Below are 3,181 nucleotides of genomic sequence, written 5' to 3'. Positions count from 1 at the left end.
GACGAAGAGCAATTCACGTTGGTCGGCGCTGGCGATGAGGACTATGACTCGGGGAAAATCCTGGTGACCAGTCCCTTTGGTCAAGGTTTGATTGGCAAAAAGGTGGGCGAGACGGCTGAGATCGAGGCGCCCGCCGGAAAGCTGAAGTTCAAGATCTTGAAGATCGAATTGGATATGTAGTTCGCATCGTGTTCGCCGCGTCTGCGCGAACATTCTTCTTTGGCATTGCTTCCTATGTCCGACTCTGATTCCTCCGACGTACACCAATCGGCCGCTGATTCTCCCGCTGCACCAACGGCGGAGGAGCAGGGGCCGGGTTGGATGCCTGCGATTTTGGCAGCCACGTTACTGATGGGAATGGCCGGCTTTATCTTTTGTGGCGTATCGACTTGGTTCTTGTTTCAAAAACGAGGCGAGATGGCGGTGCGGACGATCCGCGGCAGCTATATTCCTGATATCGAACAGAGTCGGTTGTCGCCCGAGCAAAAAAAGTTGATCGTCAAACGGCTCGAAACATTTGCTGGATCGGTTGAACGCAAAGAATACGAAAACTGGCAAGCCTCCGGCGTGATGCAGCGTTTGCAACGTCTGCCCGTATTGCAGTGGGGCGAATTGGCGGCGGTGGAATCGTTCGTGCAGCAACAAGATGAGGGGGACACCGAGGAGTCTTTAAAGCAAATCTCGCGACTCCGCCGTGCCACTGAACTCGATAAGGCGACTTCGTTCGACTTCGAAGATGTGTTGTCCCCGGTTCACGAACCGGCTGACAATGCATTGGGGCGACAATTGATGCAGCCACTCACCAATGCCGCGGTCAACGAAGTGATCGTGCGAGCAAAGTTGGTTGCCGATCGTAGCGAAGTTCCCGATGAGATGTTTACCGACATCGCGATCGATGCCATCGTGCAAGAACAAATCAACGCGGGGATCGCCGCAGGCGGCTTCTAAAGCTCGAAGCCGTTGTTTCCGTCCGTTGCTCGGATATGAATTGGAAAAGGAACGCGGTTTTGTCATCTCGCAAAGTGGTTGTCGTAGGCGCCGGCCCCGGAGGGCTTGCTGCTGCGATGCAGTTGGCGTTCGCGGGCTGCGACGTCACGGTGCTCGAGCGGCGGGGGGCGGTCGGCGGCCGTACGTCCGTGATCCAGGCCGATGGGTTTCGTTTTGATTGTGGACCCACGTTCTTTCTGTACCCCCGCGTGCTCTCGGAAATTTTTCGCAGCGTTGGCTACGATTTGATGGAAGAAGTGCCGATGACTCGGCTCGAGACGCAGTATCGGTTGACGTTTGGCAAGGGAGGGCAGCTCGATTGCAGTAGTGACATCGATGCGATGGACCGCCAGATCGCAGAACTCAGTCCTGGCGATGTCGGTGCGTTCCGGCGTTTTTTGGATGACAACCGGGTCAAGCTCGAGAAGTTCCGTCCGATCTTGGAATCTCCCTTTCGTTCACCACTCGATTTGTTGCGTCCTTCGGTGTTGTCGGCGGTTCCTTATTTGCATCCGCAACGATCACTTGCCAGCGAGTTGCAGCGTTACTTTGCCGATCCTCGGCTGGTGATCGCGTTTGGATTCCAAGCCAAGTATCTCGGGATGTCACCGTTCCAGTGTCCAAGTTTGTTCAGCATCCTGTCGTTTCTCGAGTACGAGTACGGTGTCTGGCATCCCATCGGCGGTTGCAATCAAGTCAGCGAGCGGATGGCCGGCATTGCTCGATCCTTAGGCGTGAAGATCTGCCTTGACGAACCGGTCGAATCGATTGAATTGGAGGGCCGTCGTTTAACCGCAGTGCATACGAAGCGAGATCGCTACGCAGCCGATTCGTTTGTCGTCAACGCTGATTTCGCGGACTGGATGACTCGCCATGTGCCAAACGAAGTGCGACGACGTTGGAATGACAAGGCAATCGAAAAGAAAAAGTTTTCCTGCAGCACGTTCATGTTGTATCTGGGAATCGAAGGATCTTACGACGACCTTCCTCATCACAACATTCACATCAGCCGAGATTACGAACAGAATCTGAAGGAAATCGAAACCACACACTCTCTCAGTGACGATCCGTCGTTTTACGTCCAAAATGCTTCGGTCACCGATCCGTCATTGGCACCGCCCGGATGCAGCACCTTGTATGTGTTAGTGCCGGTGACTCATCAGCATGAAAACGTCGATTGGGGCGTCGAAGGAGACGCGTTTCGTGACCGCGCACTTGATTGTATGGCACAGATCGGGTGTGGTGACGTTCGCGACCGTATTCGTTTCGAGCAACGTATCACGCCCGACGATTGGCAGCAGTGTTACGGGGTCTACCGCGGTGCGACCTTCAATTTGGCTCACAATCTTGGCCAAATGTTGCATCGGCGTCCCGGCAATCGTTTCGAAGATCTGCAGGGCGTTTACCTGGTCGGTGGCGGAACGCACCCCGGCAGCGGATTGCCGGTGATCTATGAATCAAGCCGCATCACTAGCCGATTACTACTGAGTGACCTTGGCGTCGATGCGGACTTTATCGACCACCACGAAGCAACGCCGCTGCGTCAATAAGATTAAAAGCCGCCACTATGGACTCGACGGACAATGATTCTCGCGAAAGTTCGCCAAGCTATGTTCGGACAACCACTGTTGGTCGTCGGCACTATTGCGTATCCAGCGAGAAACGAGGTCGCCCCATTTTACCGGCAATTGGAGCCGTTTCCATATCGCGTGCGAGGCGGCGGAGATTGACTCGTAGAGTTCCGCAGTGGTCAGCACTTGTTCAATGCAGGCTGCCATTTGTACCGCATCTTTCTGAGGAAACAGCATCGCGTTTTCACAATGCTTCAAATGGCTGGTGAACATCGGGTGATCCGACGCAATCGTTGGCGTGCAAGCACGCAGCGCATGGTGGATGACAAGCGGGAATCCTTCGGGGTAATCATGCCGGCTCGGCACGATGACAAGATCGCACTCGTTCATCAGCGGCTCGATGGAATCGCTTGGCATTAGCCCCATCAGTTCAACGCGATCTTGGACGTCATACCGCGTGCAGTGGTCGCGTGCAAAATTTGCGGTGTCTGGTCCCACCAATTTCAGTGTCACCTTGAAGGATCTCGATTTCAAAATGGCGACCGCTTCGATCATTTCCGCCACCCCTTTGCCCTCCGACACCGTGCCGACGTAGCACAGCGTAAAGTGGTCTCGGTTACTTG

Annotated in this window: 4 protein-coding genes; 3 read left to right on the top strand and 1 reads right to left on the bottom strand. The window is 54.7% G+C overall.

Translation table 11 applies throughout. The features are described 5' to 3' along the window. The 3 genes from ABX962_RS33480 to crtI all read left to right on the top strand — a co-directional run. The coding region (locus tag ABX962_RS33480) for a GreA/GreB family elongation factor (protein ID WP_372726020.1) at positions 1 to 180 on the top strand (180 nt) is incomplete at its 5' end. A gap of 54 nt (positions 181 to 234) precedes the next feature. Continuing rightward, entirely contained in the window at positions 235 to 948 is a 714-nt protein-coding gene (locus ABX962_RS33475; protein WP_372726019.1) for a hypothetical protein, read from the top strand. A 59-nt stretch (positions 949 to 1,007) separates the two neighbouring features. After that, positions 1,008 to 2,537, top strand: coding sequence for a phytoene desaturase family protein (gene crtI / locus ABX962_RS33470; RefSeq protein WP_372726018.1), 1,530 nt, complete (start codon positions 1,008 to 1,010; stop codon positions 2,535 to 2,537). Between the two features lie 15 nt (positions 2,538 to 2,552). Here the strand turns inward: crtI and ABX962_RS33465 are convergent. Continuing rightward, the coding region (locus tag ABX962_RS33465) for a glycosyltransferase family 4 protein (RefSeq protein WP_372726017.1) at positions 2,553 to 3,181 on the bottom strand (629 nt) is incomplete at its 5' end.

This window comes from Novipirellula sp., assembly GCF_041583735.1.
In the GTDB taxonomy this organism is placed as follows: domain Bacteria; phylum Planctomycetota; class Planctomycetia; order Pirellulales; family Pirellulaceae; genus Novipirellula.
Note: the sequence above shows the minus strand (reverse complement) of the source record. Positions and strands in the feature narration are given on the sequence as shown.

What these genes read in the sequence shown, in the direction of transcription:
- ABX962_RS33475 (WP_372726019.1), top strand. Translation starts at nt 235, where the DNA reads ATGTCCGACTCTGATTCCTCCGACGTACACCAATCGGCCGCTGATTCT.